Origin of the sequence: Pseudomonas sp. (assembly GCF_002796985.1) — a bacterium.
GTDB lineage: Bacteria > Pseudomonadota > Gammaproteobacteria > Pseudomonadales > Pseudomonadaceae > Pseudomonas.
Genome location: NZ_PEKX01000019.1, coordinates 1 through 25,177, shown reverse-complemented (window position 1 = coordinate 25,177; position 25,177 = coordinate 1). Strand labels below are relative to the sequence as shown.

24 protein-coding genes are annotated in these 25,177 nt (G+C 66.2%); 16 read left to right on the top strand and 8 right to left on the bottom strand.

The window, feature by feature from the left end; translation table 11 throughout:
- Positions 1 to 79: 79 nt before the first annotated feature.
- From dgcB to CTR55_RS22235, 5 genes are all read left to right on the top strand, one after another.
- Positions 80 to 2,077, top strand: coding sequence for a dimethylglycine demethylation protein DgcB (gene dgcB / locus CTR55_RS22255; protein ID WP_296289431.1), 1,998 nt, complete (start codon positions 80 to 82; stop codon positions 2,075 to 2,077).
- A 145-nt stretch (positions 2,078 to 2,222) separates the two neighbouring features.
- Entirely contained in the window at positions 2,223 to 3,455 is a 1,233-nt protein-coding gene (locus CTR55_RS22250; protein ID WP_296289429.1) for an electron transfer flavoprotein subunit alpha/FixB family protein, read from the top strand.
- Positions 3,456 to 3,647: 192 nt separating this feature from the next.
- Entirely contained in the window at positions 3,648 to 4,424 is a 777-nt protein-coding gene (locus tag CTR55_RS22245) for an electron transfer flavoprotein subunit beta (protein WP_296289427.1), read from the top strand.
- Between the two features lie 331 nt (positions 4,425 to 4,755).
- On the top strand, positions 4,756 to 4,986 hold the full coding sequence (locus CTR55_RS22240) for a hypothetical protein (RefSeq protein WP_296289424.1): 231 nt from the start codon (positions 4,756 to 4,758) through the stop codon (positions 4,984 to 4,986).
- Entirely contained in the window at positions 4,983 to 5,279 is a 297-nt protein-coding gene (locus tag CTR55_RS22235; protein WP_296289422.1) for a cell division protein ZapA, read from the top strand. Before CTR55_RS22240 ends, CTR55_RS22235 begins: the two co-directional genes overlap by 4 nt.
- Before the next feature lie 490 nt (positions 5,280 to 5,769).
- On the opposite strand, the gene aspA is transcribed toward CTR55_RS22235, so the two are convergent.
- The gene (aspA, locus tag CTR55_RS22230; protein ID WP_296289420.1) at positions 5,770 to 7,194 is read right to left on the bottom strand and encodes an aspartate ammonia-lyase; all 1,425 of its coding nucleotides are present in this window, start codon (positions 7,192 to 7,194) and stop codon (positions 5,770 to 5,772) included.
- Between the two features lie 211 nt (positions 7,195 to 7,405).
- On the opposite strand from aspA, the gene CTR55_RS22225 reads away from it, so the two are divergent.
- The gene (locus tag CTR55_RS22225) at positions 7,406 to 8,320 is read left to right on the top strand and encodes a LysR substrate-binding domain-containing protein (protein WP_205338205.1); all 915 of its coding nucleotides are present in this window, start codon (positions 7,406 to 7,408) and stop codon (positions 8,318 to 8,320) included.
- A gap of 186 nt (positions 8,321 to 8,506) precedes the next feature.
- On the opposite strand, the gene adhP is transcribed toward CTR55_RS22225, so the two are convergent.
- Entirely contained in the window at positions 8,507 to 9,541 is a 1,035-nt protein-coding gene (gene adhP, locus CTR55_RS22220; RefSeq protein ID WP_296289417.1) for an alcohol dehydrogenase AdhP, read from the bottom strand.
- A 316-nt stretch (positions 9,542 to 9,857) separates the two neighbouring features.
- Here adhP and purE point away from each other — a divergent pair, with 316 nt between their 5' ends.
- From purE to CTR55_RS22200, 4 genes are all read left to right on the top strand, one after another.
- Complete coding sequence (purE, locus tag CTR55_RS22215) at positions 9,858 to 10,349, top strand: 5-(carboxyamino)imidazole ribonucleotide mutase (RefSeq protein ID WP_024766741.1); 492 nt, start codon at positions 9,858 to 9,860, stop codon at positions 10,347 to 10,349.
- Between the two features lie 8 nt (positions 10,350 to 10,357).
- Positions 10,358 to 11,443, top strand: coding sequence for a 5-(carboxyamino)imidazole ribonucleotide synthase (locus CTR55_RS22210; RefSeq protein WP_296289413.1), 1,086 nt, complete (start codon positions 10,358 to 10,360; stop codon positions 11,441 to 11,443).
- 203 nt (positions 11,444 to 11,646) lie between these two features.
- On the top strand, positions 11,647 to 11,892 hold the full coding sequence (locus CTR55_RS22205) for a GlsB/YeaQ/YmgE family stress response membrane protein (RefSeq protein WP_296289412.1): 246 nt from the start codon (positions 11,647 to 11,649) through the stop codon (positions 11,890 to 11,892).
- An 85-nt stretch (positions 11,893 to 11,977) separates the two neighbouring features.
- Positions 11,978 to 12,520, top strand: coding sequence for a DUF3299 domain-containing protein (locus tag CTR55_RS22200; protein WP_296289410.1), 543 nt, complete (start codon positions 11,978 to 11,980; stop codon positions 12,518 to 12,520).
- A 115-nt stretch (positions 12,521 to 12,635) separates the two neighbouring features.
- Here the strand turns inward: CTR55_RS22200 and CTR55_RS22195 are convergent, their stop codons facing one another.
- The 3 genes from CTR55_RS22195 to CTR55_RS22185 all read right to left on the bottom strand — a co-directional run bounded on the left by CTR55_RS22195 (position 12,636) and on the right by CTR55_RS22185 (position 14,771).
- Entirely contained in the window at positions 12,636 to 13,547 is a 912-nt protein-coding gene (locus CTR55_RS22195) for a D-hexose-6-phosphate mutarotase (RefSeq protein ID WP_296289409.1), read from the bottom strand.
- 81 nt (positions 13,548 to 13,628) lie between these two features.
- Positions 13,629 to 14,309 carry a GNAT family protein gene (locus CTR55_RS22190; RefSeq protein ID WP_296289407.1) on the bottom strand — a complete coding sequence of 227 codons (681 nt, stop codon included), beginning with the start codon at positions 14,307 to 14,309 and terminating at the stop codon, positions 13,629 to 13,631.
- A gap of 12 nt (positions 14,310 to 14,321) precedes the next feature.
- Positions 14,322 to 14,771, bottom strand: a complete 450-nt coding sequence (locus tag CTR55_RS22185; RefSeq protein ID WP_296289405.1) for a GNAT family N-acetyltransferase — start codon at positions 14,769 to 14,771, stop codon at positions 14,322 to 14,324.
- Positions 14,772 to 14,888: 117 nt separating this feature from the next.
- On the opposite strand from CTR55_RS22185, the gene CTR55_RS22180 reads away from it, so the two are divergent.
- Positions 14,889 to 16,343, top strand: coding sequence for a PLP-dependent aminotransferase family protein (locus CTR55_RS22180; RefSeq protein WP_296289403.1), 1,455 nt, complete (start codon positions 14,889 to 14,891; stop codon positions 16,341 to 16,343).
- Between the two features lie 185 nt (positions 16,344 to 16,528).
- Positions 16,529 to 17,740, top strand: coding sequence for a YeeE/YedE family protein (locus tag CTR55_RS22175; RefSeq protein ID WP_296289401.1), 1,212 nt, complete (start codon positions 16,529 to 16,531; stop codon positions 17,738 to 17,740).
- 1 nt (position 17,741) lies between these two features.
- Here CTR55_RS22175 and CTR55_RS22170 read toward each other — a convergent pair whose 3' ends face one another.
- Positions 17,742 to 17,912, bottom strand: coding sequence for a hypothetical protein (locus CTR55_RS22170; RefSeq protein WP_296289399.1), 171 nt, complete (start codon positions 17,910 to 17,912; stop codon positions 17,742 to 17,744).
- Positions 17,905 to 18,465, bottom strand: coding sequence for an HdeD family acid-resistance protein (locus CTR55_RS22165; RefSeq protein WP_296289398.1), 561 nt, complete (start codon positions 18,463 to 18,465; stop codon positions 17,905 to 17,907). Before CTR55_RS22165 ends, CTR55_RS22170 begins: the two co-directional genes overlap by 8 nt.
- Before the next feature lie 457 nt (positions 18,466 to 18,922).
- Here CTR55_RS22165 and betI point away from each other — a divergent pair, with 457 nt between their 5' ends.
- The 3 genes from betI (at position 18,923) to betA (ending at position 22,846) form a co-directional block, all read left to right on the top strand.
- Entirely contained in the window at positions 18,923 to 19,516 is a 594-nt protein-coding gene (gene betI / locus CTR55_RS22160) for a transcriptional regulator BetI (protein ID WP_296289396.1), read from the top strand.
- Between the two features lie 46 nt (positions 19,517 to 19,562).
- A complete protein-coding gene (gene betB / locus CTR55_RS22155; protein WP_296289394.1) occupies positions 19,563 to 21,035 on the top strand; it encodes a betaine-aldehyde dehydrogenase in 1,473 nt (490 codons plus the stop codon).
- A gap of 128 nt (positions 21,036 to 21,163) precedes the next feature.
- Positions 21,164 to 22,846, top strand: coding sequence for a choline dehydrogenase (gene betA, locus CTR55_RS22150; RefSeq protein ID WP_296289392.1), 1,683 nt, complete (start codon positions 21,164 to 21,166; stop codon positions 22,844 to 22,846).
- A gap of 52 nt (positions 22,847 to 22,898) precedes the next feature.
- Here betA and CTR55_RS22145 read toward each other — a convergent pair whose 3' ends face one another.
- Positions 22,899 to 23,303, bottom strand: a complete 405-nt coding sequence (locus CTR55_RS22145; protein WP_296289391.1) for an acyl-CoA thioesterase — start codon at positions 23,301 to 23,303, stop codon at positions 22,899 to 22,901.
- Between the two features lie 259 nt (positions 23,304 to 23,562).
- On the opposite strand from CTR55_RS22145, the gene CTR55_RS22140 reads away from it, so the two are divergent.
- Positions 23,563 to 24,882, top strand: a complete 1,320-nt coding sequence (locus CTR55_RS22140) for an MFS transporter (protein ID WP_296289390.1) — start codon at positions 23,563 to 23,565, stop codon at positions 24,880 to 24,882.
- The last annotated feature ends 295 nt before the right edge of the window (positions 24,883 to 25,177 follow it).

Genomic DNA, 25,177 nt, shown 5'->3' with positions numbered 1-25,177 from the left:
CAGCATGGGTATCGCTGCGCTCCACCCATCCTACGAGTCCTTTCAGCGTTAGCCCGGTCCCGTAGGGAGACCAAAAACAATGCTCAACACCATCCTCCCCATCCTGCTCTTCAGCGCCCTCGGCCTCGCCATGCTGGGCGCCGTGAAGCGTTTTTCGATGTGGCGCCGTGGCCGGCCCGCCCAGGTCGACTGGATCGGCGGCCTGCTGAAGATGCCGCGCCGCTACCTCGTCGACCTGCACCACGTGGTCGAGCGCGACAAGTACATGTCCAAGACCCACGTGGCCACCGCCGGCGGCTTCGTTGCCGCCGCACTGCTGGCCATCCTCGTGCACGGTTTCGGCCTGCACAGCCGCATTCTCGGCTTCGCCCTGCTGGCCGCCACCGCGCTGATGTTCTGCGGCGCGCTGTTCGTCGCCAAGCGCCGCCTCGACCCGCCGTCGCGGCTGTCGAAAGGCCCGTGGATGCGCCTGCCGAAAAGCCTGCTGATGTTCTCGGCGAGCTTCTTCATCGCCACCCTGCCGGTGGCGGGCATCCTGCCGGAAGGCATGCTTTCTACGGGAATAGCCGGTTGGTTCCTTGCGGCCCTCCTCGCCGTCGGCGTGGCCTGGGGCGTGTCCGAGCTGTTCTTCGGCATGACCTGGGGCGGCCCGATGAAGCATGCCTTCGCTGGCGCCCTGCACCTCGCCTGGCATCGCCGTTCCGAGCGCTTCGGTGGCGGCCGCTCTACCGGTCTCAAGCCGCTGGACCTGGAAGACCCCATGGCGCCGCTGGGCGTCGAGAAACCCACCGACTTCACCTGGAACCAACTGCTCGGCTTCGACGCCTGCGTGCAGTGCGGCAAGTGCGAGGCCATGTGCCCGGCCTTCGCCGCCGGCCAGCCGCTGAACCCGAAGAAGCTCATCCAGGACATGGTCATCGGCCTGGCTGGCGGCAGCGACGCCCACTTCGCCGGCAGCCCTTACCCATCCCTTGACGGCAGGGGCAAGCCACTGGGCGAACACAGCGGCGGCCCGCACCAGCCGATCGTGGCGCTGGACGGCAAGGCGCTGGTGGATGCCGAGACCCTGTGGTCCTGCACCACCTGCCGTGCCTGCGTCGAGGAGTGCCCGATGATGATCGAGCACGTCGACGCCATCGTCGACATGCGCCGCCACCTGACCCTGGAAAAGGGCGCGACCCCGAACAAGGGCGCTGAGGTGCTGGAGAACCTCATCGCCACCGACAACCCCGGCGGCTTCGCCCCCGGCGGACGGCTGAACTGGGCGGCGGACCTGAACCTGCCGCTGCTGGCCGACAAGCAGCAGGCCGACGTGCTGTTCTGGGTCGGCGACGGTGCCTTCGACATGCGCAACCAGCGCACCCTGCGCGCCTTCGTGAAAGTCATGCGCGCGGCGAACGTCGACTTCGCCGTGCTCGGCCTGGAAGAGCGCGACAGCGGCGATGTGGCCCGCCGCCTGGGTGACGAAGCCACCTTCCAGACCCTGGCCAAGCGCAACATCGCCACCCTGGCCAAGTACCGCTTCAAGCGCATCGTCAGTTGCGACCCGCACAGCTTCCACGTGCTGAAGAACGAGTACGGCGCGCTGGGCGGCAACTACCAGGTGCTGCATCACACCACCTTCATCGATGAACTGGTGCGGGGCGGCTCGCTGAATCTTGGCCAGAGCAAGGCCGCCAGCGTGACCTACCACGACCCGTGCTACCTCGGCCGCTACAACGGCGAGTACGAAGCCCCACGCGCTGTGCTCAAGGCCATCGGCATCGAAGTCAGGGAAATGGAACGCTCCGGCTTCCGCTCGCGCTGCTGCGGCGGTGGTGGCGGCGCGCCGATCACCGACATCCCCGGCAAGCAGCGGATTCCCGACATGCGCATGGCCGACATCAAGGAGACCGGCGCCGAGCTGGTGGCCGTGGGCTGCCCGCAGTGCACCGCAATGCTCGAAGGCGTGGTCGCGCCGCGCCCGGAGATCAAGGACATCGCCGAACTGGTTGCCGAGGTCCTCATCGAGGCCACCGAAGTGCCGGCAAAAAAGCCTTCGCTGGCTCGCCGTGAAGAAGCGGTGGAGGTGCACTGATGGATACCCGCCCCTGCGGAATTGAACCTGTAGGAGCGAGCTTGCTCGCGAACCGCCCAAACTTCGGTGCTCATCCGTTCGCGAGCAATAACGAGGGCGTCCCCCTCGCTCCTACGAAAAGCACCTTTGCGCTGGAGGCCCAGCCATGAGCGACATCATCCGCCGCGACCCGCGCGCCGAGTGGATCGCCCGCAACCGCCTGCATCCGCTGCACGCGGCCATGCAATCGGCCCAGGGCGGCGAGAGCCGCTGGATGGGCCCCAACGGCGTGGTGCGCAAGAACCCCCACGCCGTCGGCTTCATCGGCCCCAACGGCATCAAGCGCATCGACCGCTCCGGTGGCCAGCAGGGCACTGGCGGCAAGCGCAGCAGCGCGCCGGAAGTGGTGCAGCTGCCACTGGTGATTCTTGAAGAACCCGCGTTCCTGATTGCCGTGGTGCCGGATATGGTCGGCGGCCGCCTTTCCAGCCACGACCGCGACCTGCTGGGCCTGGCCCGCAAGCTCGCAGGCAGCGACGGCGCGGTGCTTGCCGTGGTGTTCGGCGAGCACAAGGAAAGCAGCTTCGATACCGCTGGCGTCGACCGCCTGCTGCAGATCGAAGGCAACGAGTACGACGGCTACGCACCGGAACAAAGGGTGCTGGCGCTGCGCTCGGCCCACAGCCAGTTCGCCCCGCGCCACTGGTTGCTGCCCGACAGCCGCAGCGGTGGCGGCGAGCTGGGCCGCCGCTTGGCCGCGAGCCTCGGCGAACGCCCGGCGACCCGCGTCTGGCAGGCCGAAGGCGAGCGCTGCGTCGGTCGCGCTGGCGCCGGCCAGCAGGACCTGCACCGCGTGCTGCCGCGCCTGATCCTCGCCGCCGCCGAGTGCGCCGAGCCGGTCAGCGAGACCCGCCACGAAGCCCGCGCGGTGGAGCTGGAGTCCAGCGTCGCGCGCAATCTCCCGCGCATCGAGGACCTCGGCCCGGTGGCCGTCGACCCGGCGCAGATTCCCATGGCCGAGGCGGAGTTCATCCTCTCCGGCGGCAATGGTGTGAAGGACTGGGACCTGTTCCACCGCGCCGCCGTTGCCCTCGGCGCCACCGAAGGTGCTTCCCGCGTGGCGGTGGACGACGGCCACATGCCGCGTGCCCGCCAGGTCGGCGCCACCGGCACCTGGGTCACGGCACGGGTTTACCTTGCCGTCGGCATTTCCGGGGCGATCCAGCACCTGCAGGGCATCGGCTCCTGCGACAAGGTGGTGGCGATCAACATGGACCCGGGCTGCGATATGATCAAACGCGCCGACCTCTCGGTGATCGGCGATTCCACGGCGATCCTCAAGGCGCTGATGGCACTGGCCGAAGCCCATCGCAATGGAGCGGCGCGCGATGCGGCCTGAACCTGGAATGCTCTTCGTAGGAGCGAGCTTGCTCGCGAACCTGCCAAGCCAAAAGCTTCGCGAGCAAGCTCGCTCCTGCACCAGTTTCGTAGAGCGCATAAAGCCGAAGGCTTTATCCGCCGCCGTAGCCCCATCGGCGGATAACGCTGCGCGTTATTCGCCCTACGCCAGCTTGCAAGCCCGAGGTGGCTTATGAATGACCTGAACATCGTCGCCCTGGTGTCCATCGGCGCCCATCCGGCCTCCGGCCGTGCGCGCCGCGCTGACCAGGATGCCCGTGCGGTCGAGCTGGGCATGAGCCTCGCCGGCAAGCGCCTGCGCGTGGTGCATGCCGGCGACGCCGGGGAAGAAGCGCTGCGCGGTTATCTCGGCATGGGCCTGGACGAACTGGCGGTGCTGGAGCAGCCCGCAGGCGCCGACGCGCTCCCGGCGCTGGCGGCCTACCTCGGCGACAGCGATGCGCAACTGGTCCTCACCGGCACCCAGGCGGAAACCGGCGAAGGCTCCGGCATGTTGCCCTTCCTGCTGGCCGAGCGCCTGGGCTGGCCGCTGGTGGTCGGCCTGGCGGAAGTGGAGAAGGTGGAAGGCGGCAGCGCCCTGGTGCTGCAGGCCTTGCCCCGTGGCCAGCGCCGCCGGCTGAAGGTGCGTCTGCCCTTCGTCGCCAGCGTCGATACTGCCGCGCCGGTGGCTCGCCAGAGCGCCTTTGGCCCGGCCCGCCGTGGTTATCTGGAAGCCCACGAGGTGGAAGTGGTGGACGACCCGCTGCTCGCCGACGGCAACCTGCAACCGGCCCGCTCGCGGCCCAAGCGGCTGAAGGTGATCAAGGCGAAGACCGGCGCCGAGCGCATGAAGGCCGCCACCGCCAAGGCTTCCGGCGGCACCGGGCAGGTGCTCAAGGACGTCACGCCCGAAGCGGGGGCCGAAGCCATCTTCAAACTGCTGCGCGAAGAGGGCGTGATTCGCCTGTGATCGCGCCGAACAGCTCTTCGTAGGAGCGAGCTTGCTCGCGAACATCTCCGCTGCGGAGCGGGTTCGCGAGCAATAACGATGGCGTCCCCCTCGCTCCTACAGGATCTCTCTAACCTCGGCGCGAGAGCCGAGACTTGGTCGAGAACCTTGCCGGCGATTTTTTGGTCCAAAACTCACTGGCGGCTGGAAATCATTGAATTAACACGAGAATAATTCCGTAAGCTATTGAATTGACAGCATACGGCTTGTCAGAAGATTGCCGTTTCCGCTGGCCCCGCCGCGCCCCTTTCTTTATCCTCCGCACCCTTTGAAAGGCTTTGCGGAGGCTCCCATGCTTGATTCCACCCTCGAACAACTTGAACAGCTGGTCGCCGAACTGCTGCAGCAGAACGAAGTGCTGGTGCAGGACAACGCCGCTGTGCGTGAAGAGCTGCTCAAGGCTCGTGAGGAAAACGACAGCCTGCAGCTGTCCCTGATGGAACAGGAAGAGAAGCACAACGCGACTGCCACCCGCCTGCAGGCGCTGATCAGCCGCGTCAGCGACAGCCGCGCCAGCGCATGAGTGGTGACGGCGTCCGCGTCCTGCGCATCCTCGGGCGCGAGTACAGCGTCCGGGCGCCGGCCGGTGAAGAGCGCCGGTTGCAGGACGCGGCCGCGCTATTGCAGGCGGAGATCAGCGCCAGCAAGAAGAAATTCCCCTACGTCACCAGCAATGAACTGATGGTGCTCTCCGCGCTCAACCTCTGTGCCCGCCAGCTTGGCGCGCAGGACGAGGAGTGCGACGAGGCGGACGCCGCCCAGCGCATCGCCGCCCTCAACCGGCGGATTCTCGATCACCTGCAACGGCAGGACTGATCCCCGCGCGTCGCTTCGTGCGAATCATGCCAATCGCGGACGGAGTCCGCTCCTGCGCAACCTGAAGCTGCGTAGGAGTAGCCTCCGATAATCCTGTGTCTGCGCTTCCCCCTCACCCCAGCCCTCTCCCTCAGGGAGAGGGGGCAGGCCGTGCCGGCTGACGCCATGGTTTCATCCTGCACCGAACGGTCCCCTCTCCCCCTGGGAGAGGGTTAGGGTGAGGGCTGACCCGAGCTCAGAGCTATCCATCCACGATGCTCTTCGCCCCACCCAAATCACAGGCAAAAAAAAGGGGACACCGGGGTAAGCGGTGTCCCTTTGAAAGGAGAGTGGGCCAAGAGGCCCCTCAACCGGTGAGACGTGGCGCTTCGGGCAAGTCCGCCGCGCCGGGCATAAAAGAAGGGAGTGGTGGTAACCAATCCCTGAAAGGTGAGGAAGGAGTACTCCCCCTCAACCGGTGAGACGTGCCCGGCTCGCGCCGGGCGGGTGATCAGGCGCGCAGCGGAATCAGGCGCGGGGCGATCATGTTTTCCGGCTTGAGGATGTCGGCCAGGGTGGCCTCGTCCAGCAGCTGTTCCTCGCGAACCAGTTCCAGTACGCCGCGGCCGGTTTCCAGCGCGATCTTGGCGATGCGGGTGGAGTTCTCGTAGCCGATGTACGGGTTCAACGCGGTCACCAGGCCGATGCTGTGCTCCACCAGCTGGTGGCAGCGCTCGACGTTGGCGGTGATGCCGGTGATGCAATGCTCGCGCAGCATGTCCATGGCGCGCTGGAGCAGGCGGATCGAGTCGAGCACCTTGTAGGCGATCAGCGGCTCCATCACGTTCAGCTGCAGCTGGCCGCCTTCGGCCGCGATGGTCAGCGCCAGGTCGTTGCCCATGATTTCGAAGGCGCACATGTTCACCGCCTCCGGGATCACCGGGTTGACCTTGCCCGGCATGATCGAGCTGCCCGGCTGGCGAGCCGGCAGGTTGATCTCGTTGATGCCGGTACGCGGACCGCTGGAGAGCAGGCGCAGGTCGTTGCAGATCTTCGACAGCTTGACCGCGGTGCGCTTGAGCATGCCGGAGAACAGCACGAAGGCGCCCATGTCGGAGGTGGCTTCGATCAGGTCGGCGGCCGGGACGACCGGCTGGCCGCTGATTTCAGCCAGGCGCTCGACGGCCAGCTTCTGGTAGCCGGGGTCGGCGTTGATGCCGGTGCCGATGGCGGTACCGCCGAGGTTCACTTCGGTCAGCAGCTCCGGCGCCAGGCGACGCAGGCGGTCGAGGTCTTCGCCCAGGGTGGTGGCGAAAGCACGGAATTCCTGGCCGAGGGTCATCGGCACCGCGTCCTGCAGCTGGGTACGACCCATCTTCAGTACGCTGGCAAACTCGACGCTCTTGGCGGCGAAGGCCTGGATCAGGCTGTCGAGGCTGGCCAGCAGGGTGTCGTGGCCGAGCAGCAGGCCCACGCGGATGGCGGTCGGATAGGCGTCGTTGGTCGACTGCGCCATGTTCACATCGTTGTTCGGGTGCAGGTACTTGTACTCACCCTTGGCGTGGCCCATGGCTTCGAGTGCGATGTTCGCGATGACTTCGTTCGCGTTCATGTTGGTCGAGGTGCCGGCACCGCCCTGGATCATGTCGACTACGAACTGGTCGTGGAAGTCGCCACGGATCAGGCGGGCACAGGCTTCGCTGATGGCGGCGTGCTTCTCTGTCGACAGGTGGCCGAGCTTGTGGTTGGCATCGGCTGCCGCCTGCTTGACCATCGCCAGGCCGACGACCAGTTTCGGGTAGTGCGACAGTGGCACGCCCGAGAGGCGGAAGTTGTTCACAGCGCGCAGGGTCTGAATGCCGAAGTAGGCGTCAGAAGGTACTTCGAGGGTGCCGAGGAGGTCTTTCTCGATGCGGAACGATGCAACAGGGGACATGACAGGGGTTGTCTCAAAGGAACACGGCCAGCGCCGCGATGCCCGGTAGACTAGGGTTTTCGCCTTTCGTCGGCCAATGCTGTTAAAGGCTGCCTCATGCACGAACGGCATAATGTACCCTGTGACGAATTGATGACGGCGAGCGTATGCCTGTGTTACGCGCGCCCGGCTCCTGACCAATCGATCAGCGCGTGAAAGCGTTGGAGTTGACGTGAACCTCGAGACCAAATGGCTGGAAGACTTCAGCACCCTGGCCACCACCCGCAGTTTTTCCCAGGCCGCTGAAAAGCGCTTCGTTACCCAGCCCGCGTTCAGCCGGCGCATCCGCAGCCTGGAAGATGCTCTCGGGCTGATCCTGGTGAACCGCCAGCGCACGCCCATCGAGCTGACCGAGGCCGGGCAGTTGTTCCTGGTTACCGCCCGCGCCGTGGTCGAACAGCTCGGCCAGGTGGTGCGCCACCTGCACCACCTGGAAGGCGGGCAGGGTGAGGTGCTGCAGTTCGCCGCCGCGCACTCCCTGGCGCTGGGCTTCTTCCCGCCGTGGATCGCCCGCCTGCGCTCCGAAGGCCTGAACATCGCCAGCCGCCTGGTGGCGACCAACGTCGGTGAGGCGGTGCACCTGCTGCGCGAAGGTGGCTGTGACCTGATGATGGCCTTCTATGACCCGGATGCCGCGTTGCAGATGGACCCGGAAGTCTTCCCTTCGCTGCACCTGGGGCGCACCGAGATGCTGCCGGTGTGTGCGGTGAACTCCGCTGGCGTGCCGCTCTACGACCTGGACAGCGGCCAGAGTGTGCCCCTGCTGGCCTACAGTGCCGGCGCATTCCTCGGCCGTGGGGTCAACCTGCTGCTGCGCCAGCGCAACCTGCGCTACACCACCGTCTATGAGACGGCGATGGCCGACAGCCTGAAGAGCATGGCGCTGCAGGGCATGGGGGTGGCCTGGGTGCCGCGGTTGAGCATGGAGTCCGAGCTGGCGCGCGGCGAGCTGGCGCTGTGCGGCGGCCCGCATTGGATCGTCCCGCAGGAAATCCGCCTGTACCGCTGCGCGCTGGTGCGCAAGGCGCAGATCCGCCTGCTCTGGCGCAAGCTGGAAGGCGGCCTGGGGCTGGACGAGACCCCCTGATCAGCAGGAAACGGCGGCAGCGCGAGAGCTTGACCGCCGCGAAGGACCGCGGTGGATGCGCACAGATGCCGGAGGAGCGCTTTTGTAGGATGGGTGGAGCGAGCGATACCCATGCTGTCTGCGTCGCGATCGATGGGTATCGCTGCGCTCCACGCCATCCTACGTCGTGCGTGGAGCGCGGAGAGCTTACATCTCGACCACGATCCGCCCTTCGATCTGCCCGGCGCGCATGCGGTCGAAGATGCTGTTGATGTCGTCCAGCTTGCCGGCGGCGACGGTGGCCGTTACCAGGCCTTCGCCAGCGAAGTCCAGGGCTTCCTGCAGGTCGGCGCGGGTGCCGACGATGGAGCCGGTGATGTGCAGACCCTTGAGCACCACGTCGAAGATCGGTGTGGGGAAGTCACCCGGCGGCAGGCCGACCAACGATACAGTGCCGCCACGGCGGGCCATGCCGATGCCCTGGCCGAAGGCGCTGTTGGACACCGCCGTGACCAGCACGCCGTGGGCGCCACCAATATCGCGCTGCACCACCTCGACCGGGTCTTCCTTCTTCGCGTTGACGGTCAGGCTGGCGCCCAGACGCTTGGCCAGTTCCAGCTTGGCGTCATCCACGTCCACTGCCACCACATGCAGGCCCATGGCCTTGGCGTACTGCACGGCCACGTGACCGAGGCCGCCGATACCCGAGATCGCTACCCACTGGCCGGGACGTGCGCCGGTTTCCTTCAGGCCCTTGTAGACGGTAACGCCCGCGCAGAGGATCGGCGCGATCTCGAGGAAGCTGACGCCCTTGGGCAGGATGCCGACGTAGTTCGGGTCGGCCAGCACGTACTCGGCGTAACCGCCGTTCACCGAGTAGCCGGTGTTCTGCTGGCTCTCGCACAGGGTTTCCCAGCCGGTCAGGCAGTGTTCGCAGCAGCCGCAGGCGGTGTACAGCCAGGGCACGCCGACGCGATCGCCTTCCTTCACACGGGTGACGCCGGCGCCGACCGCGGCGACGAAGCCGACGCCTTCATGGCCGGGGATGAACGGCAGGCTCGGCTTCACCGGCCAGTCGCCCTCGGCGGCGTGCAGGTCGGTGTGGCAGACACCGGAGGCTTCGATCTTCACCAGAATCTGCCCGGGGCCGGGCAGCGGGACTTTGACTTCCTCGATCCGCAGTGGCTCGCCAAAGGCGTGGACGACAGCAGCTTTCATGGTCGTGGGCAGGGTCGTGGACATTGCGCTCGCTCCTTGAAGGGTGAGGGACCTGCCCCATCCGGGCAGGATCGTCAGACGAGTCTGAGCCCATGAGCCTAGGTCATCTTGAGCTGAGGCAAGCTTTTCCGAAGTCGCTGAAGGGCATTTCAATCGGGTAATGACGAAATCGGGACCAACGGTCATGCCCAGTGCACTGCGCCACATCCTTTGCGGTATACTGCGCCGCCTTCAAGCCGGCACTGCCCGCCGGTTTGGCCACGTACAAGCCACGCCCTCACGGAGTCGTGGCTTGTTGGTTTCTGACGCGCCCAAGAGCGCACTTGAGAGAGGCACGACGATGAGCGCACTGGTTGGCGTGATCATGGGCTCCAAATCCGACTGGAGCACCCTGAGCCACACCGCAGACATGCTGGACAAGCTCGGCATTCCGTATGAAGTGAAGGTGGTTTCTGCCCACCGGACTCCGGACCTGCTGTTCCAGTACGCCGAAGAGGCCGATGGCCGTGGCATCGAAGTGATCATCGCCGGCGCTGGCGGTGCCGCCCACCTGCCGGGCATGTGCGCCGCCAAGACCCACCTGCCGGTCCTTGGCGTGCCGGTGCAGTCCTCCATGCTCTCGGGCGTCGACTCGCTGCTGTCCATCGTGCAGATGCCGGCGGGCGTCCCGGTGGCCACCCTGGCCATCGGCAAGGCCGGCGCGACCAACGCAGCCCTGCTCTCCGCCAGCATCCTGGGCGCCAAGTACCCCAAATACCACGAGGCGCTGAAGCAGTTCCGCGCCACCCAGACCGAGACGGTGCTGGACAATCCCGATCCGCGCGAGGCCTGAGTACGACCATGAAGATCGGTGTCATCGGTGGCGGCCAGCTGGGCCGCATGCTGTCCCTGGCGGGCACTCCGCTGGGCATGAACTTCGCCTTCCTCGACCCGGCGCCGGACGCCTGCGCGCAAGCCCTGGGCGAGCACATCCGCGCTGACTACAGCGACCAGGACCACCTGCGCCAGCTGGCCGATGAAGTCGACCTGGTGACCTTCGAGTTCGAGAGCGTGCCGGCCGAGACCGTGGCCTTCCTCTCGCAGTTCGTGCCGGTCTACCCGAACGCCGAGTCGCTGCGCATTGCCCGCGACCGCTGGTTCGAGAAGTCCATGTTCAAGGACCTGGGGATTCCGACCCCGGCCTTCGCCGACGTGCAGTCCCAGGCCGACCTCGATGCCGCGGTGGCCAGCATCGGCCTGCCGGCGGTGATGAAGACTCGCACCCTGGGCTACGACGGCAAGGGCCAGAAGGTCCTGCGCAAGGCCGAGGACGTCAGCGGCGCCTTCGCCGAACTGGGCAGTGTGCCCTGCATCCTCGAAGGCTTCGTGCCCTTCACCGGCGAAGTCTCGCTGGTGGCAGTGCGCGCCCGCGACGGCGAAACGCGCTTCTACCCGCTGGTGCACAACACCCACGAGAACGGCATCCTGCGCCTCTCCGTGGCGAGCACCGAGCACCCGCTGCAGGCGCTGGCCGAAGACTATGTCGGCCGCGTGCTGGACAAGCTGGAATACGTCGGTGTGATGGCTTTCGAGTTCTTCGAGGTCGACGGCGGCCTGAAGGCCAACGAGATCGCCCCGCGCGTGCATAACTCCGGTCACTGGACCATCGAAGGTTCCCAGTGCAGCCAGTTCGAGAACCACGTGCGGGCCATCGCCGGCCTGCCGCTGGGCTCGACCGCCAAAGTGGGCGAGAGCGCCATGCTCAACTTCATCGGCGAAGTGCCGCCGGTGGCCGAGGTGCTGAACATCGCCGATTGCCACCTGCACCACTACGGCAAGGCCTTCAAGGCCGGGCGCAAGGTTGGCCACGCCACTCTGCGCAGCACCGACCTGCCGACCCTGAAGGCGCGCATCGCCGAGGTCGAGGCGCTGATCGCCAAGGTCTGACGGCCCGTCGGTCCGAGTGACAAGAGAAAGCCGCGTCAATCACTGACGCGGCTTTTTTCATGGGCGAGCGGCGGACTGCTGTAAGGCTCGCGAAACACTCGGGGTCGCTCTGGCGCGCGGGGGAACACGGAACGCCAGGCTTTCCTACACTGTCCCATGACAGGCGCGCACCCACCGCGCTCAACCCACAAGGAGGGACTGTCATGGGATTAATCGGAACCATCGTCATCGGCCTGATCGTTGGACTCATCGCGCGCTTCATCAAGCCGGGCGATGACAGCATGGGCTGGATCATGACCATCCTGATCGGTATCGGCGGCTCGCTGTTGGCCACCTATGGCGGCCAGGCGCTGGGCATCTACGCTGCCGGCCAGGCGGCGGGCTTCATCGGCGCGGTGATCGGCGCCGTGGTATTGCTGGTCATTTACGGTCTGATCAAGAAGAATTGACGGTGATTTCCGCCCCTCTCCCGCCATGGGGGAGGGCGCAGGAAGCTCTTGCCGCCTGTGCCCGACCGGGCCTTTCGAGTCCACGATGCGCCGACCATTGCTCGCCTGCTGCCTGATACTGCTGACTTCCCTGGCGTCCGCCGCCGAACTCCCCGAAGCCGACTGGCTGTCCCTGATGCCGCCCAGCGACCGCAAGGCGCTGGAAGACATGCCGGAGATCACCCACAGTGGCCCCGAAGCCAACGGCACCTTCACTGACAAGGGCGGGCTGAAGCAGACCGACAAGAAGCTGCCGCAGGTGATGTATTCCACGAAAACCGTGGCCGCGCTGAACGGCAAGGCGTTGCGCCTGGGCGGCTATCCGGTGCCGCTGGAGAACGACGCCAAGGGCCGGGTCACCGAATTCTTCCTGGTGCCTTACCCGGGCGCCTGTATCCACGTGCCGCCGCCTCCGCCGAACCAGATCGTGCTGGTGCGCTACCCCAAGGGCATCCAGATCGACGACATCTACAACCCGATCTGGGTCAGCGGCACGCTGAAGGTGGAGAAGGTCAGCAATGACCTGGCCGACGCGGCCTACGCCATCGACCACGCCAAGGTGCGGCCGGTGGAGGAGAGCGATCTTTAATCACCGCGTCTCGAACCCTGCGTAGGAGCGGACTCCGTCCGCGATGCTATCCGGCGCGATGCGGGGCCGATCGCGGACGGAGTCCGCTCCTACGATACCTCTTGCCGCCGAGCGATTACTTGCTCAGCGGCTCACCCCAGATTTCCATGCTCATGGTCTCGCTGCTTCCCGGCGCCACGCTCAGGGCGTCGTCCATTACCCGCGCGGTCTCGATGCAGAGCATATCGGTCCAGGCATCGTCGGGCATTTGCGACAGGCGTGCGGCCTTGTCGATCCAGGGGTTCCAGACCACCGCCGAGCGCGAGCCGCTGGCTTTGACATGGATGCCGCGTTGCCACTGCGGGTCGTGAATCACCAGGGGTTTTTCCACGTCCAGGTAGACGCGGTCGGTCTCGCCGGTGAAGCGGACCAGCCCGTGCTGCTGGCGTTCTTCCCAGTTCTCCATGGCGTCCAGGTAGCGGTTGCCCTGCAGGCCTTCGATGCTCACCTGGCGGCAGTCGCTGACGGCGAAGTAGGTGTGCAGCGCCTGGGTCAGCGGCAGCGGCTTGTCGCCCAGGTTGTGGGTGGTCATCTCCAGGGTCAGGTGTTCGCCGAAGCGCATCACCAGCTCCAGCCGCGCCGAGTGCGCCCAGCCGGGCAGGCCCTGGCTGGCGTCATAGCTGAAGTGCACCGAGAGCTGGCCCAGCTCGTCGGCGATATCGTCCAGTTGCCAGTCGAGGGCGCGCACCAGACCGTGGGCCGGCGGCTTGTCGCCCTGGTAGGCGGTGCGGATGTCCACCGGGTTGAGGTCCAGGTTGCCGAACCAGGGCCAGCACACTGGCACGCCGCCGCGCACGGACTGGCCGTGGCGGTACTCGGCGGTCTCACTCAGCCACACCAGTGGCGGCTGTTCGTGGGGCTGGTAACTGAGCAGTTGCGCACCCTGCTGGGCGATCAGGGCTTCACCATGGGCGGTGTGGATACGCCAGCAGGACAGTTGATCGATCTGTACCTGCTCGACGCGGGGAGTCTGGATGTCGCTGCTCATGGGGGTCTCCGGGACTGCGCTGCGAAAGTTTCAGTATCACCGATCCTTCGCACAGCGGGCAGTTCCCGGAGAGTGAAAAGATCAGCGCAGGCGCAGGTCTGCCAGCTGCGTCCGCTGCCGCCCTTCGCCGTCGAAATTCGAGGCACCCAGCCAGGCCTCGAAGGCCTGCTGGCAGCGTGGCCATTCGCTGTCGATGATGGAGAACCACGCGGTGTCGCGGTTGCGGTCCTTGACCACCGTGGCCTGGCGGAAAGTGCCCTCGAAGACGAAGCCCAGGCGCACGGCAGCGCGCATGGAGCGGGCGTTGAGCGCGTTGCACTTCCACTCCAGACGGCGGTAGCCCATCTTGAACGCCCAGCGCGCCAGTAGGTAGACCGCCTCGGTGGAGGCCGGCGAGCGCTGCATCACGCGGCCGTAGGCGATGTGGCCGATCTCGATGCTGCCGTCCTTGGGGAATATCCGCAGGTAGCTGAGCAGGCCGACGGCGCGGCCGCTCGCGCGGTCGATCACGGCGAAGAACAGCGGGTCGTTGCTCGCTGCGTTGCCCGCCAGCCAGGCGTCGAAAGGCGCGCGCTCGGGGAAGGGGCCGTAGGGCAGGTAGTCCCACAGCACCGGATCGGAGTCCGGGCCTTGCAGCGCTTGCCACAGGTCATCGCCGTGGAGGGCGACGTCCAGCGGCGCCAGGTTGATGGTGCGGCCGGTCAGGGTGCGGCGTTCGGGGCTGGCGGCGGGACGCCAGTTCAGCAGGGGTTGGTCGTTCATGGGCGCTCCGGCTCAGAGAGTCTTGCGGTACTGGACGAACCCGGAGCGGTCGGCGATCCGGTCGTAGAGGAACATGGCGTCGGTGTTGCTCTCGTGGGTCAGCCAGTGCACCCGTGAGGCGCCGTTGGCGCGAGCGTCGGAGTAGACGTGCTCGATCAGCTGCGCACCGATGCCGCCGCCGCGCTGGCCTTCGGCGACGTACAGGTCCTGCAGGTAGACGTAGTCGCCCTGGGTCCAGCAGGAACGGTGGTAGATGAAGTGGACCATGCCGATGGCCACGCCATCGCGCCAGGCGAGGGCGGCGTGCATCGGCTCGGCCGCATCCAGGAAGCGCTGCCAGGTAACGGCCGTGGTGGCCTCGTCAATGGTGGTCTTGTAGAAGCGCTGGTAGCCCTGCCAGAGCGGCAGCCAGGCGGCGTGATCATCGGCGGTAATCGGGCGGATCTCGACGGCGGAAGACATGCTGGGGACCTTGTGTGCGTTGGAGTGTCTCCAGCCTAGGCTGGGAATTGGTTCTGCTAAAGAGCCATTCATGGTGAAATAAAAGGAACCATTGCCGTCGTCCTGGAAGTTGCCTGCATGAGCGTCCCGTTGCCCTTCAACCCTTCGGGCATTCGCCTTGATCCCGCCCGACCGCTGGGTCTGCAGCTGTTCCAGGCACTGCGCGAGCGCATCCTCGACGGCCGCCTCGCCGCCCGTTCGCGGCTCCCGGCCAGCCGCGATCTGGCTGCCTCATTGAGCGTTTCGCGCAACACCGTGGTGCGCGCCTACGAGCAGCTCTACGCCGAGGGCTACATTGAAGGCCGCACGGGCGATGGCACCTACGTGGCGGAGCGTGTTCAGCCCTCCGTCGATGCAGTGCGTAGCGAGGTACGCAGCGCGGATGCGCCTTCCCTGGAGCGCCTCGCGAGGCACCACCTGCCGTTGCCGCCCACGGGCGCGCCAAGGGCGTTCAGGGTTGGCGTACCGGCCTTCGACCTCTTCCCTTTCGACACCTGGGCGCGGCTGCAGGCGCGCTTCTGGCGCGATCCGCCGCTGGATTGCCTGGGCTATGGCGACCCGGCTGGCGAGCAGCGTCTGCGCGAACTGGTCGCCGCCTACCTGCGCACTACCCGAGGCCTGCACTGCGACGCCGGGCAGATCATCATTACCAGCGGCGCCCAGCAGGGCATCACGCTGTGCGCCCAGGTGCTGCTCGCCGAGGGTGACGGTGCGGCCATCGAGAACCCCGGCTACCGCGCCGCCGGCCACGCGTTCGCCACGGCGGGTGCGCGCCTGCACGGCGTGCCGGTGGATGCCGATGGCCTGTGCACGGCGCAGCTGGAGCAGTTGCCGGATTGCCGGCTGGTCTACGTCACGCCCTCGCATCAATACCCCACCGGCGTGACCCTGTCGCTGGCGCGCCGCCTGGAGCTGCTGGAGTGGGCCGAGCGCAGCGGCGGCTGGATAGTCGAGGACGACTACGACGGCGAGTACCGCTACAGCGGAACCCCGCTGATGCCGCTGGCGGCGCTGGATCGGCATGACCGCGTGCTCTACGTCGGCACTTTCTGCAAGATCGCCTTCCCCGCGCTGCGCCTGGGCTACCTGGTTGTCCCGCCGGCGCTGGCGCAGGCATTCTCCCGTCGCCGCGCGCTGGATGTGCGCCACTCGGAGGTCGGCACCCAGCGGGTGATGGCCGACTTCATCGCCGAAGGGCATTTCCAGCGTCATGTGCGCCGCATGCGCCGCGCCGCGCGCAGCCGTCGCGACGCGCTGCTGCGCGGCTGGCCGGAGGTGGCCGGGTGCGCTCCGATGCCGGTGGTCGAAGCGGGATTGCATCTGTGCGTGCGGGTCGATAGCCGCGAACGCGAGCTGGAACTGGTGCAGCGCGCAGCAGCGGTTGGCGTGGAGCTGAACGCCCTGAGCGATTACTGGCTGCCTGAATCTGCGGAGCCAGCGGATGAGCGAGCCGGATTGGTACTGGGCTTCGCCGCGGTGCCGGAGGTGCGGATCGCCGAGGCGCTCAAGGCCTTGCGCAAGGCTTGGAAATGAAGAGCCCCTCTCCCTTCAGGGAAAGGGTTAGGGAGAGGGAAAAGCACTCAGCCCCGACCGCAGAGGCGGGCCGAGCTCTCTACCGCTTGTAACCCCCAGCTATTTCCTTAGCTGCCTTACGAAGTTGGCGACCGGCACTGCGCACCCTAGAATATCGCCCCTCTCGAAAACACCCCGGAGCCGTCATGAGCCTAGCCCTGTCCACCGTCCCTGAGCGCAGGTCCACCGCGCCCTGGGTCGCCTTCCTCCTGCTGCTGGCGGGTGCGCTGTTCCTCGCCCAGGTGGTGAGCGGCCGGCAGGCCCTGCTGTTCCTGGTCGGAGGCGCGCTGGGGCTGACGCTCTACCACGCGGCCTTCGGCTTCACTTCCGCCTGGCGCGTGTTCATCCGTGAGCGCCGTGGCGCTGGCCTGCGCGCACAGATGGTGATGCTGGCGCTGGCGGTGCTGCTGTTCTTCCCGGGGCTGGCCGCCGGCACCTTGTTCGGCGAACCGGTGAAGGGGCTGGTGTCGCCGGCCGGTACGTCGGTCATCGTCGGCGCCTTCATCTTCGGCATCGGCATGCAGCTGGGCGGCGGCTGCGCCTCCGGCACGCTGTTCACTGTGGGTGGCGGCAATGCGCGGATGCTGGTGACGCTGCTGTTCTTCATCGTCGGCTCAGTGGTCGCCACCCAGCATATTGGCTGGTGGTTCGCCCTGCCGTCGCTGCCGCCCACCTCCATTGTGCAGTCGCTCGGCCTGTTCCCGGCACTGGCGCTGAGCCTGGCGCTGTTCGCTGCCATCGCTGCCGTCAGCGTGGTGCTGGAGCGACGCCGTCACGGCGTGCTGGAACTGATCGCCAGCAATGGTGAGAAGGGCATCGGCCGGTTGTTCCGTGGGCCCTGGCCGCTGGTGTGGGGCGCGGTGGCGCTGGCGCTGCTGAACTTCGCCACCCTGGCGCTGGCCGGGCGTCCGTGGGGCGTTACCTCAGCGTTTGCGCTGTGGGGCGCCAAGGCTTTCGAGGGACTGGGGATCGCTGTGCATGACTGGACCTTCTGGCAGGCCGAAGCCAACGCCAAGGCGCTGGCCGCACCTGTCTGGCAGGACGTCACCAGCGTCATGGACTTCGGCATCATGATCGGTGCGCTGCTGGCCGCCGGGCTCGCCGGCCGCTTCGCACCGAGCCTGAAGATTCCCGCGCGCTCGCTGATCGCAGCGGTGATCGGCGGCCTGCTGCTCGGCTACGGTGCGCGTCTGGCTTATGGCTGCAATATTGGCGCGTACTTCAGCGGCATCGCTTCCGGCAGCCTGCACGGCTGGCTGTGGCTGGTGGCGGCATTCTTCGGCAACGCGGTGGGCGTGCGCCTGCGCCCGATCTTCTTCCCCGCCGAGCGCGTGGAAGCGCGCCTGACTGGCTGCTGAGTCAGGCTGGGCGGAGCATTTCGCGCTCTGCCCAGTAGGTCTGCCGGTGGCCGCGGGCCTGATAGTCCCGCGCCAGGGCTTCGGCCTCGGCGCGGGTCAGTTGGCGGCGCATGACGAAGCGGTTGCCGTTGTCGTCCAGGCGCAGCAGGCACCAGTCCCGCTCATCAGGCATTGAAGGTGGAAGTCTTGCGCAGGCGCAGCGCGAGCAGGATCAGCAGGACGCCGAAGAACACCGAGTAGGCGCCGATCACCCAGGCCACGGCAATCGCCCCGGCACCGGGATTGGCGATCATCAGCACGCCGAACAGCACCGACACCGCGCCCGAAAGCCCCAGCCACCACTCGTTCTGCAGCGCCTTGCGCAGGCGGATCGCGGCGATGATCTGCAACACCCCCATCACCAGCGCCCAGCCGGCGATCAGCATCAGCAGGCCCAACGCGGTCAGCTGCGGCCAGAAGAAGGCGACCAGCCCGGCCGCTATCCCCAGCAATCCCACCAGCACCAGCGGCCACAACGGTCGGCCGGATTCGCGCATCTGTGCGGCGGCGATCAGGGTGAACAGGCCGTCGACAAAGGCGTAGGCGCCGAAGAACAGCACCATCACGGTGAGCACGATGCCCGGCCAGACCATGGCCAGGATGCCGAACAGCACGGCCGCGACGCCGCGCAGGGCGATCCATTTCCAGTGGCGGCCCAGGGCCTGCCAGAGCGGGTGTTGCGACATAGGGGCGATCCTCGTGAGGGGTATGGCTGAAACCATAGTCCTACCCACACGGCGGCGCTTGAGCCAGATCATGCTGCTCTTCGTAGGAGCGAGCTTGCTCGCGAACGACATGGCACCGTGCCTTGCAGGTTCGCGAGCAAGCTCGCTCCTACGAGAAGCGCAAAAAGAAAGCCCGGCACGGGCCGGGCTGTGGAAGGCCCGTCGCAACGGGCAGGTGCCGTCAGGCGACGTCACCGGGGAGAGCGGCTGCGACACATCCGGCGCGGATTCTGCGATCCTTGCCGGTTGGAATGCGGCACAGCGATGAACGGTGCGGGCTCCGCCATGCGGGCGCCACGGAGGTGTTGATGCAGTGCAGCATATTCTTAGTTGATTGAGCGTTCAATAAAAAACGAATAGACTGGCCCACATTATCGCCGGACGGCACAGGCACGCCCGGCGAAGAGGAGATTGAACAATGCCCAAGGTCGGTATGCAGCCGATTCGCCGCTCCCAACTGATCCACGCGACCCTCGAGGCGGTGGACCAGGTGGGCATGAGCGACGCCAGCATCGCCCTGATCGCCCGCCTCGCGGGGGTCTCCAACGGCATCATCAGCCACTACTTCCGGGACAAGAACGGGCTGCTGGAAGCGACGATGCGACATTTGATGTCGGCCTTGAGCAAGGCCGTCGCCGAGCGCCGCGCTACCTTGCGCAACGACGAACCGCGCTCGCACCTGCGGGCCATCATCGCCGGCAACTTCGACAGCTCGCAGGTCAACGGCCCGGCCATGAAGACCTGGCTGGCGTTCTGGGCGACCAGCATGCACCAGCCGGCGCTGCGCCGACTGCAGCGGATCAACGACCACCGGCTGTATTCGAACCTGTGCAGCCAGTTCCGCCGCGAACTGCCGCTGGCCCAGGCCCGCAGCGCCGCTCGCGGATTGGCCGCGCTGATCGACGGCCTCTGGCTGCGGGGCGCGCTCTCGGGCGACGCCTTCGACACCGAGCAGGCGTTGGCGATTGCCAACGACTACCTCGACCAACAACTGGCCAAGCGTCCCGGATAGCGGGCGCAGCCTTGCGCTGACACCGACAAGAGAGGACCACCGCACCATGGCTCGATTCGAAGTACAGAAGCTCTACATTGGCGGTCGCTACGTGGAAGCCACCAGCGGCGCCACCTTCGAGACCATCAATCCGGCCAACGGTGAAGTTCTCGCCCAGGTACAACGCGCCTCGAAGGATGACGTCGAGCGTGCCGTGCAGGCAGCGGTGGAAGGGCAGAAAGTCTGGGCGGCGATGACCGCCATGCAGCGCTCGCGCATCCTGCGCCGCGCCGTGGACATCCTCCGCGAGCGCAACGACGAACTCGCCGAACTGGAAACCCTCGACACCGGCAAGCCGCTGGCCGAGACCCGCTTCGTCGACATCGTCACCGGCGCCGACGTGCTCGAATACTACGCCGGCCTGGTGCCGGCCATCGAGGGCGAGCAGATCCCGCTGCGCGACACCAGCTTCGTCTACACCCGTCGCGAGCCGCTCGGCGTGGTCGCCGGCATCGGCGCCTGGAACTACCCGATCCAGATCGCCCTGTGGAAATCCGCCCCGGCCCTGGCCGCCGGCAACGCGATGATCTTCAAGCCCAGCGAAGTGACGCCGCTGTCCGTACTCAAGCTCGCCGAGATCTACACCGAGGCCGGCCTGCCCGATGGCGTATTCAATGTGCTCACCGGCAGCGGCCGCGAAGTCGGCCAGTGGCTGACCGAGCACCCGCTGATCGAGAAGATCTCCTTCACCGGTGGCACCGCCACCGGCAAGAAGGTCATGGCCAGCGCTTCGGGCTCCTCGCTCAAGGAAGTCACCATGGAGCTGGGCGGCAAGTCGCCGCTGATCATCTTCGAGGACGCGCACCTCGACCGCGCCGCCGACATCGCCGTCATGGCCAACTTCTTCAGCTCCGGCCAGGTGTGCACCAACGGCACCCGCGTGTTCATCCCGCGCAACCTGCAGGCGCGCTTCGAAGCCAAGGTGCTGGAGCGTGTGAAGCGCATCCGCCTGGGCAACCCGCAGGACGAAAACACCAACTTCGGCCCGCTGGTGAGCTTCCCGCATATGGAGAGCGTTCTCTCCTATATAGAGTCCGGCAAGGAACAGAAGGCCCGCCTGCTGTGCGGTGGCGAGCGCGTCACCCAGGGTGAGTTCGGCAAGGGTGCGTACGTCGCACCGACCGTCTTCACCGACTGCCGTGACGACATGACCATCGTCCGCGAGGAAATCTTCGGGCCGGTCATGAGCATCCTCGTCTACGACACCGAAGACGAGGCCATCCGCCGCGCCAACGACACCGAGTACGGCCTCGCCGCCGGCGTCGTGACCCAGGACCTGGCCCGCGCGCACCGGGCGATCCACCGCCTGGAGGCGGGCATCTGCTGGATCAACACCTGGGGCGAGTCGCCGGCCGAGATGCCGGTTGGCGGATACAAGCAATCGGGTGTCGGTCGTGAGAACGGCCTGACCACCCTGGCTCACTACACTCGCATCAAATCCGTACAGGTAGAGCTGGGCGACTACACCTCGGTGTTCTGACCGCCGCGATCGAGCCATGAAAGGCCGGTCGCAGGCATGACTCCCTGACCACCGGCCATCCCGAACACGCAGACACCGGCGCGCACGCGTCGCGGGCGGTGTCGTGCCTGAAAAAGAGGAAGGCCTGCATGTCCCAGGAATACGACTACATCATCATTGGCGCGGGTTCCGCCGGTAACGTACTGGCTGCCCGCCTGACCGAGGACGCCGAGGTCAGCGTCCTGCTGCTCGAAGCCGGCGGCCCGGACTACCGCGCCGACTTCCGCACGCAGATGCCCGCGGCGCTGGCTTACCCGCTGCAGGGCCGCCGCTACAACTGGGCGTACCTGACCGACCCGGAACCGCACATGAACAACCGTCGCATGGAGTGCGGGCGCGGCAAGGGCCTGGGCGGTTCCTCGCTGATCAACGGCATGTGCTACATCCGTGGCAACGCCATGGACTTCGACGGCTGGGCGCAGGAGAAGGGCCTGGAAGACTGGACCTACCTCGACTGCCTGCCGTACTTCCGCAAGGCCGAGACCCGCGACATCGGCGCCAACGACTTCCACGGTGGCAGCGGCCCGGTCAGCGTCACCACGCCCAAGGCCGGCAACAACCCGCTGTTCCATGCCATGGTCGAGGCCGGCGTGCAGGCGGGTTATCCGCGCACCGACGACCTCAACGGCTACCAGCAGGAAGGCTTCGGTCCGATGGACCGCACCGTCACCCCGCAGGGCCGGCGCGCCAGCACCGCCCGCGGCTACCTCGACCAGGCCCGCGAGCGGCCGAACCTGGCCATCGTCACCCACGCGCTGACCGACCGCATCCTGTTCAGCGGCAAGCGCGCCATCGGCGTGACCTACCTGCATGGCGATGACAATGCGCTGAAGGAAGTGCGCGCACGCCGCGAAGTACTGGTGTGCTCTGGCGCCATCGCTTCTCCGCAACTGCTGCAGCGCTCCGGCGTCGGCCCGTCCGCCCTGCTGCGCGACCTGGGCATCGAGGTCGTGCATGACCTGCCCGGCGTCGGCCAGAACCTCCAGGACCACCTGGAGATGTACCTGCAGTACGCCTGCAAGCAGCCGGTGTCGCTGTACCCGGCGCTGCAATGGTGGAACCAGCCACAGATCGGCGCGGAGTGGATGTTCCTCGGCACCGGCCTGGGCGCGAGTAATCAGTTCGAGGCGGGCGGTTTCATTCGCAGCCGCCCGGAGTTCGAGTGGCCGAACATCCAGTACCACTTCCTGCCGGTCGCCATTAACTACAACGGCAGCAACGCGGTGAGTGAGCATGGCTTCCAGGCTCACGTCGGCTCGATGCGCTCTCCCAGTCGGGGGCGGATCAACGTCACTTCACGCGATCCGCGCAAGCACCCGAGCATTCTGTTCAACTACATGTCCTGCGAGCAGGACTGGCAGGAGTTTCGTGACGCCATCCGGATCACCCGCGAAATCATGAACCAGCCGGCGCTCGATCCCTATCGCGGCCGCGAGATCAGCCCGGGCCTGGACAAGCAGAGCGACGCCGACCTCGACGCCTTCGTCCGCGAGCATGCGGAAACGGCTTTCCACCCGTCGTGCTCCTGCAAGATGGGCGATGACGACATGGCGGTGGTCGATGGCGAAGGCCGCGTGCACGGCATGGAGGGGCTGCGGGTGATCGACGCCTCGATCATGCCGCTGATCATCACCGGCAACCTCAACGCCACCACCATCATGATGGCCGAGAAGCTGGCCGATAAGGTGCGCGGTCGCCCGGCACTGCCGCGCAGCACCGCGGACTACTTCAAGGCTGAAGGTGCACCGGTGCGCGGAAAACCGCAGCGCTGATTCTGAAACGCAGAAACGAAAACGCCGGCGAGAATGCCGGCGTTTTCAGTTTTCAGCCACGACGCGGAGGAACCGTGCGGGTACGCCCGCTACCGTCGATGGCAACGAAGACGAACACGGCCTCGGTGACCTTGCGCCATTCGCTCGACAGCGGGTCGTCGCTCCACACTTCGACCAGCATGCGGATCGAGCTGCGGCCGACTTCCAGGGTCTGCGTATAGAAGGAGAGCTGCGCGCCGACAGCGACCGGGACCAGGAAAGCCATGCGGTCGATGGCTACCGTAGCCACGCGGCCTCCGGCAATGCGGCTGGACATGGCGGTTCCGGCGAGATCCATCTGCGCCACCAGCCAGCCACCGAAGATGTCGCCGAAGCCGTTGCTCTCGCGCGGCAGGGCGGTGATCTGCAGGGCCAAGTCGCCCTGCGGGATGGGATCTTCTTGTTCAAGCTCGATCATAGGTAAGGGCCTCTTGCCCCCGGCATACTCATGGTGAGGTTATCGAAAAACTCTCCCAAGACACCTGCCGGCGCAAGGCCTTGGGACAGCTTTTGATCGGCCCACCTGCATTATATAGAGGGAGAACCGGCGCGACGACCGCTGGAATTCGAGAATTTCCAGCGGGTGCGGCCGCTGTGTCGCTTCCGCGCAATTTGCTATGGTGCGGCACCTGCGGCTGCCGGTCGCAGCCTCCTTGCCTGCAGAGATAACAAGCACCATGCCTTCTGTGAACGCTCCTGCCGCGCCTGCGTCACGTCCGTTGACCCGCAGCGACTACAAGACTCTTTCGTTGTCCGCCCTGGGCGGCGCCCTTGAGTTCTACGACTTCATCATCTTCGTGTTCTTCGCCACCGTGGTCGGCAAGCTGTTCTTCCCCGCCGACATGCCCGACTGGCTGCGTCAGCTGCAGACCTTCGGGCTGTTCGCCGCCGGCTACCTGGCCCGTCCGCTGGGTGGTGTGGTGATGGCCCACTTCGGCGATCTGCTGGGCCGCAAGAAGATGTTCACCCTGAGCATCTTCCTGATGGCCGTTCCCACGCTGATCATGGGCCTGTTGCCTACCTATGCGCAGATCGGCATCTGGGCGCCGTTGGCCCTCCTGCTGCTACGCGTCATCCAGGGCGCGGCCATCGGTGGTGAGGTGCCTGGTGCCTGGGTGTTCGTCGCCGAGCACGTCCCGCATCGCCATGTGGGCTATGCCTGCGGCACGCTCACCTCGGGTCTGACCGCTGGCATCCTCATCGGTTCGCTGGTGGCGACGCTGATCAACAGCGTTTACAGCGCCGAGGAAGTCCTGGGCTATGCCTGGCGTATCCCCTTCCTGCTGGGCGGCATCTTCGGCCTGTTCTCCGTCTACCTGCGCCGCTGGCTGCACGAGACCCCGGTGTTCGCCGAACTGCAGCTGCGCAAGCAACTGGCCGAAGAAGTGCCGCTGGGCGTAGTGGTACGTGAGCATCGCCCGGCGATCGTGCTGTCCATGCTGCTGACCTGGGTGCTCTCCGCCGGCATCGTGGTGGTGATCCTGATGACACCGTCGGTGCTGCAGACCGTTTACGGCTTCGACGCCGCCATTTCGCTGAAAGCCAACAGTGTGGCCATCGTCTGCCTGAGCATCGGCTGCATCCTGTCCGGCCGCCTCGCCGACCGCTTCGGCGCGGGTCGCACCTTTATAGTGGGCAGCGTCCTGCTGGGCGTCGTGTCCTGGACCTTCTACACCAGCCTGAAGGCACACCCTGACTGGCTGTTCCCGCTGTATGCGGTCACTGGCCTGTGTGTCGGCGTCATTGGCGCGGTGCCTTACGTGATGGTCAACGCCTTCCCGGCGGTGGTGCGCTTCACCGGGCTGTCCTTCTCCTACAACCTGGCCTACGCCATCTTCGGCGGCCTGACACCGATGGTGGTGGCTCTCCTTATGAAGGAAGACCCGCTGGGCCCGGCGTACTACGTGGTTGCCCTGTGCGTGGTTGGCCTGCTGGTGGGTGCTTACCTGCTGCGCCAGGAACGCCGACTGGTAGGGCAGGGAATGGCGGTAAACTGATCACCCAGACAGCTTTTTGCAGAAAGTTTAAATTAGTCGTTGACGGCTGATTTAAACTCCCTATAATGCGCACCACTCCCAGCGACGAAGCGCTGAAAGAACTTGAAAATCAAGTACTTACAGATGCTCGAGGTTGGGAGTGGTGATCAGGCAGGTGATGCACTTGCCGCTCTTCATTAGCTGCTCCGGCAGCGAGCTGAAAAGAAGGTCACCGAGGTGCTTGACAGTGGGTTTGATCGCTGTAGAATGCGCCTCCCGCTGATGAGAAGGTTCGCCTTCGCTGAAGCCCAAGCGA